A 5,325-nucleotide genomic window follows, 5' to 3' on the forward strand; every position below is an offset into this window, starting at 1 on the left:
GCCGGCCGCCGCGCCGACGTGGCCGTGCGCCGCGCCGCCGCCCGCGCCGACGACGGGCCGGCCTGGTGCCCCGCCGAGGTGATCAGCCACGACCGGCCGTGCGACACGATCGCGATCCTGACCGTACGCCCCTGGCAGCGCCTACCCCACCGGCCCGGCCAGGCGGTCCCGGTCTGCACGCCGCGCCGGCCCGGCCGTTGGCGCTGGCTCTCCCCGGCCAACGCCCCGCGCCCCGACGGCACCGTCGAGCTGCACGTCTGCGCCGTCGCCGCCGGGGCCGTGGCCCACACCCTCGTCCACGACGTACGCCCCGGCGAACTGCTCCATCTCGGCCCGCCGCGCGACGCCGGCCTGCGCTTGGACCCGTCCGCGCGGAGAGACCTGCTGCTCGTCGCCGGCGGCACCGGCCTGGCGCCGCTGCGCGCCCTAGTCGAGCAGGTCGCCGCCGCACCCGACGGCCGGCGGGTGACCCTGGTCGTCGGCGCGCGCACCTTCGCGGACCTGCACGACGCGCCCACCCTCGACAAGCTCCAGCAGGCCCACGACTGGCTGACCGTCCTGCCCGCCTTCAGCCACGACCCCGGGGCCGAGCCCGCCGAGCAGGGCGACGCCCTCACCATCGCCCTCGACCACCATCGCCCCGAGGACGACGTGTACGTCTGCGGTCCGCCGCCGATGCTCGCTGGCGCGCGGCTGCGGCTGCTCGCCGCCGGGGTGCCCGCCGCCCGCATCCACCTGCCGTCGGAGATGGCGCCCTGACGGCCAGCTCCGCAAGCCGGCGCGCGGCTCGACGGGTCAGGCCCCGGGCGGCTGGTACGCGACGTGGATCCGGAGCGCCTCGTCCACCTCTTCGGCGGTCAGCAGCGGGCTGATCCGGGTGTCCAGGCCGCGGGCCGCCCGGATGGTGACGGCCAGGGCTGCGGCGGTCGTGTGGTCGGGAAGATCGCACACCACGTACGTGTCGTACTGGCCGAACCCGAAGTACATCGCCTCCATCTGGCCACCGGAGTTCTCGATCAGCGCTCGGATCACCTCGGCGCGTTTCGTCCCGCCGTCCTGCCTCAACCCGTTGAGCCCTTCGACCGTGTAGGTCGACGTGAGCAGAAACTTCGCCATCCAGGCACCACCTCCACATCCGGCGCGCGGGTACCCGGTGTGACGGTGACTAGTCCTGCCACTCCAGGTTTCCTGGGCAGCCATCGACCCTCTACAGTCGACGGCCTCATCGAGGCGACGGCGAGAGGGCACAAGTGCGGATCGGCATCAACACGTGGGCGTGGGCGGCGCCGCTGACCGACGAGGCGCTCGCCGAACTGGCCCCGCGGATCCGGGCGTGGGGCTTCGACGCCGTCGAGCTGACCGTCCAGGCGCCGGGGGACTGGGATCCCGCGCGGGCCGCCGACCTGCTCGCCGGGCTGGAGCTGGCCCCCGCCGTCTGCGCCGGCCTGCTTCCCGAGCACGACCTGCTCGCCGACGACGAGGAGGTCGTGCGGCGTACGGAGGAGTTCGTGCGGCACTGCGTGCGGGCCGCGAGCCGGGTGGGGGCCGCCGTGGTGGCGGGCCCGCTCTACGCCCCGGCCGGTCGGCGGTGGCTACTCGACGCGGACGCCCGGCGGGCCGCCACCGCCCGCCTCGTGCGGCGGCTCCGGCCGCTGGCCGACGAGGCCGCCGGGCAGGGCGTGACGATCGCCCTCGAACCGCTCAACCGGTTCGAGACGAGCCTGCTCAACACCGTCGACCAGGCGCTGGAGGTGGTGGACGGGATCGCCGGCCTGGGCCTCGCCCTGGACACCTTCCACCTCAACATCGAGGAGCGTGACCTGCCGGCCGCCATCCGGCTGGCCGGCGACCGGCTCGTCCACGTGCAGGTGTGCGGCAACGACCGCGGGGCGCCCGGCGGCGACCACCTCGACTGGCCGGGGATGTTCGACGCGCTGACGGGCATCGGCTACGCCGGGCAGGTGAACATCGAGTCGTTCACCGCCGAGGCCCTGGCCGTGCCGATGTCCGTGTGGCGGCCCCTCGCCGCCGACCCCGACACCCTCGCCGTCGAGGGGCTGGCCTTCCTGCGCGGCCTGACCGGGGCACGGCGTCACCGCTCGGCGGCGGGGCAGGCGTAATGTCCCGGTGATCCGGTGGGAGGTGAGGTCGTGCGTACGAGGCTGGAGGTGCCGCCGGCGGTCGAGGCCGAGCGGGTCATCACCGCCGTACTGGCCGACCTGCGCTCCGGCGAGCATCGCGGGGTGGTGGTCGACTCCCCGCCGGGGGCCGGCAAGTCGACCCTGGTGGTGCGCGCCGCCGTCGAGCTGGCCGCCGCCGGCGAGCCGCTGATCATCGTCGCGCAGACCAACGAGCAGGTCGACGACCTCATCGACCGCCTGGCGCGCAAGGCGCCCGAGCTGCGCATCGGGCGGCTCTCCGCCGCCGACTACCGGCCGTCGGAGAGGGTGCGGGGCCACGAGACGGTCCGGGTCGCCGCGAAGGTCGCCGACCTCGGCGGTCCGGCCGTCATCGTCGGTACGGCCGCCAAGTGGGCCACGGTCGCCGAGGGCTCCTGGCCGTGGGCGATCGTGGACGAGGCGTACCAGATGCGTTCGGACGCCCTGCTGCGCGTGGCCGGGCGGTTCGAGCGGGCGCTGTTCGTCGGCGATCCCGGTCAGCTCGACCCGTTCTCGACCGTGGAGACGGGGCGCTGGACGGGCCTGACCTGGGATCCGATGCAGTCGGCGGTGGCCGTGCTGCTGCGGCACAACCCGGAGCTGCCGGTGCACCGGCTGCCGGTGTCGTGGCGGCTGCCCGCCTCGGCGGCGCCGGTGGTCGCGGCGGCGTTCTACCCGTTCACCGGCTTCCGTGCCGGCACCGGCCCGGCCGACCGGGCGCTGCGCCTCGGCGAGCCCGGGGTCGGGGACGCCCTGGACCGGGCGGTGGAGCTGGCCGCCGCCACCGGCTGGGCGCTGCACGAGCTGCCGGCGCGGCAGACGCTGCGTACCGATGGCGAGGCCGCCTCGGCCTGCGCGGCCCTGGCGCTGCGGGTGCTTGAGCGGGGCGCGGTCGCCGTCAGCGAGCACGCGCCGCAGGGCGCGCCGGTCACCGCCGACCGGATCGCCGTCGGGGCCGCCCACCGCGACCAGGTCGCGGCCATCCGGGCGCACCTGGGTCCGGCGGGGGCCGGCATCACCGTCGACACCGCCAACCGGCTCCAGGGCCGGGAGTACGACGTGACGATCGTGCTGCACCCGCTCTCCGGTCGGCGGGACGCCACCGCGTTCCACCTGGAGTCGGGGCGGCTCTGCGTGCTGACGTCGCGGCACCGCCAGGCGTGCATCGTGGTGGCGCGCGCCGGGATCGGCGCGCTGCTGGACGCCCACCCGTCGACGGAGACCGTGCACCTCGACGTGCCGGTCAAGTTCCCCGACGGCTGGGAGGCGAACCAGACGATCCTCGCGCTGCTCGCCGGCACGACGTCGACCACCTGACCCGGCCGAAAACTGCCAGGAAATTTGCATACGGCAATGTGATGCCGGTTGGAAACCTTCGAAATGGGCGTTGTCAACATGGTGCGCATTTGCTGTCTCGTCACCGATGGTGATCAGCGCGTCACGATTCCTATCCTGACCACGGTGCTACCGATCGCCGTAGCCCGACCCGTGGTCCGCCGGCCCACCTGGCCGGCGGTCCCGTCGCTCGTCCCCTGCGCGCCCACATCGCGAGGTGTCGAATGGTCAGTGCAATTCGTTTCCGTGCCGCCCTCGCGGCGGTTCTCGCCTGCGCCCTGGTCCTGGTGACCGCGCCCGGGTCGGCGTCCGCCGGCGTACGCGACCGGGCCGCCGCCCGGGAGGAGCTGCGGCGGTACCTGTCGACGCATCCCGGCGGCACGCCGATCAACGACAACGAGATCAGTTACGGCGGTGGCGCGTTCGTCGTCACGCTGCGCGCCCCGGTGGGGACGTACGGCATGGCCGACTGCCCGCAGGGCTGGTTCTGCTTCTACGACCGGCCCAGCTACGGCTATCCCCGGGGCCGCCTCTCCGACTGCGGCCGGCAGAGCCTGTTCACCTGGCAGTGGCAGTACCGCGTCGAGTCGGCCCACTACAACCTCGCCAGCGGATCCGTCTCGTTCTACTACTACGGCACCCGGCTCTTCGACGTCGGCGCGGCGAACCGGGTCCGCAGCGACGCGGCCCCCTACCGGAACTGGGCCAACTACGTCGAGCGCCGCTGCGTCTGACGGCGCCTTCCCGCCGACCTGGCCGAGGCGCCCGGCCGTCGGCCGGCATGGGGCGGGCCGGAGGGGCGTCAGCGGCACCTGCCGGCCGTGCTGGAGTCCGTCCGCGTCCGGCTCAGGAAGAGCTGGTAGCCGAGGGTCAGGTTTCCGGCGACGATCGTCGTCTGGTGGCTGAGCAGCTCCCCGCTGTCCGGGTCGAACTGGAGCGTCTCCCGCCGCCCCTGGCCGGCGTCGGCGCTGAACGCCAGGCCCGGCCGGTCGGCCCAGTCGGGGTAGCTGCCCCGGACCGTGATGCCCGGTGTCGTCGCCAGCACGTGGAGCAGGGCGGAGCGCTGTCCCGGCCCGAGGAGGTGGTACCGCTGGAGGCGGCTGACCAGCTCCATCAGGCCGGCGGCGTTGCGCAGCTCCGGCGGCAGCTCGTCCAGCAGCGCCGTGAGTTGCTCGCGCAGCTCCGTCGGGTCGGCCGACGGCTCGGGCGGGATCTCCGTCAGCTCTCCCTCCCGGTACCGGGACACCTGCGGCTCGGTCGAGCGCCGACCGGCCACGACGGGGGTGACGACCCGCCGGCCGGAGCGTTTCCGACTCCACGAGAGCTGCTCGTCCCGGTAGGTGCCGGGGTCGACCCCCGGCGCGAGGTTCGCCGGGGGCGACCAGACCCGCAGGCAGATCGAGGTGTACGGGCCCTCCGCCGCCGAGGACGGGCGGCCGGCGACCGCGAGCGCGAGGTCGGCGAGTTGGGTGCTCGCGTCGACGCTCGACGGCGAACTCTCCGTCGGCGGCGCCACGGGACGGATGTGCAGCCCCATGGACGACCGGTCGCCTCCGTGGAGCACGACGACGCCGACGGTGACCAGCGAGACCAGGGAGACCCCGCCCATCAGCGCCGCCAGCATCCGCAGCCGGGACCGCGGCGGGTGCGTCCGGCGGCGCGCCGGTCGGAGCGCGACGGACTCGGAGGCGAGGGGCCGGCGGGGGCGCGGGATGCCGTCCGCCTCTGCCGGGGAGCCGGCCCGGTGCGGGGGCGCGACCCCGCGTCGCGTCCGGGCCTGGGTCCGGGCATGGCGCGGCGCGGCGGTTCGGGCGGCGCCGACCGGGCGGCC

The 5,325-nt window shown here is 74.9% G+C and carries 5 protein-coding genes and 1 pseudogene; 4 read left to right on the forward strand and 2 right to left on the reverse strand.

The features are described from left to right. On the forward strand, positions 1 to 759 hold a 759-nt coding region (locus AB0G13_RS33895; protein WP_357883543.1), incomplete at its 5' end, for an FAD-binding oxidoreductase. Between the two features lie 36 nt (positions 760 to 795). Here the strand turns inward: AB0G13_RS33895 and AB0G13_RS33900 are convergent. Continuing rightward, positions 796 to 1,116, reverse strand: a complete 321-nt coding sequence (locus AB0G13_RS33900) for a GYD domain-containing protein (protein ID WP_357883546.1) — start codon at positions 1,114 to 1,116, stop codon at positions 796 to 798. Between the two features lie 134 nt (positions 1,117 to 1,250). Here AB0G13_RS33900 and AB0G13_RS33905 point away from each other — a divergent pair, with 134 nt between their 5' ends. The 3 genes from AB0G13_RS33905 to AB0G13_RS33915 all read left to right on the forward strand — a co-directional run bounded on the left by AB0G13_RS33905 (position 1,251) and on the right by AB0G13_RS33915 (position 4,228). Continuing rightward, the gene (locus AB0G13_RS33905; RefSeq protein WP_357883549.1) at positions 1,251 to 2,120 is read left to right on the forward strand and encodes a sugar phosphate isomerase/epimerase family protein; all 870 of its coding nucleotides are present in this window, start codon (positions 1,251 to 1,253) and stop codon (positions 2,118 to 2,120) included. A gap of 30 nt (positions 2,121 to 2,150) precedes the next feature. After that, the gene (locus tag AB0G13_RS33910; RefSeq protein ID WP_357883552.1) at positions 2,151 to 3,476 is read left to right on the forward strand and encodes an AAA family ATPase; all 1,326 of its coding nucleotides are present in this window, start codon (positions 2,151 to 2,153) and stop codon (positions 3,474 to 3,476) included. Positions 3,477 to 3,718: 242 nt separating this feature from the next. Next, positions 3,719 to 4,228 (forward strand): hypothetical protein, encoded by a 510-nt coding sequence (locus AB0G13_RS33915; protein ID WP_357883555.1) that lies wholly within the window; start codon positions 3,719 to 3,721, stop codon positions 4,226 to 4,228. 68 nt (positions 4,229 to 4,296) lie between these two features. Here the strand turns inward: AB0G13_RS33915 and AB0G13_RS33920 are convergent. Continuing rightward, a pseudogene (locus AB0G13_RS33920) lies at positions 4,297 to 5,325 on the reverse strand (hypothetical protein); the annotation flags it as partial.

Source organism: Micromonospora sp. NPDC023633 (assembly GCF_040640035.1).
Lineage (GTDB): Bacteria > Actinomycetota > Actinomycetes > Mycobacteriales > Micromonosporaceae > Micromonospora.

Excerpts from the sequence above, each read along its gene's own strand:
- AB0G13_RS33900 (WP_357883546.1), bottom strand. The coding sequence starts at position 1,116 with ATGGCGAAGTTTCTGCTCACGTCGACCTACACGGTCGAAGGGCTCAAC.
- AB0G13_RS33915 (WP_357883555.1), top strand. The coding sequence starts at position 3,719 with ATGGTCAGTGCAATTCGTTTCCGTGCCGCCCTCGCGGCGGTTCTCGCC.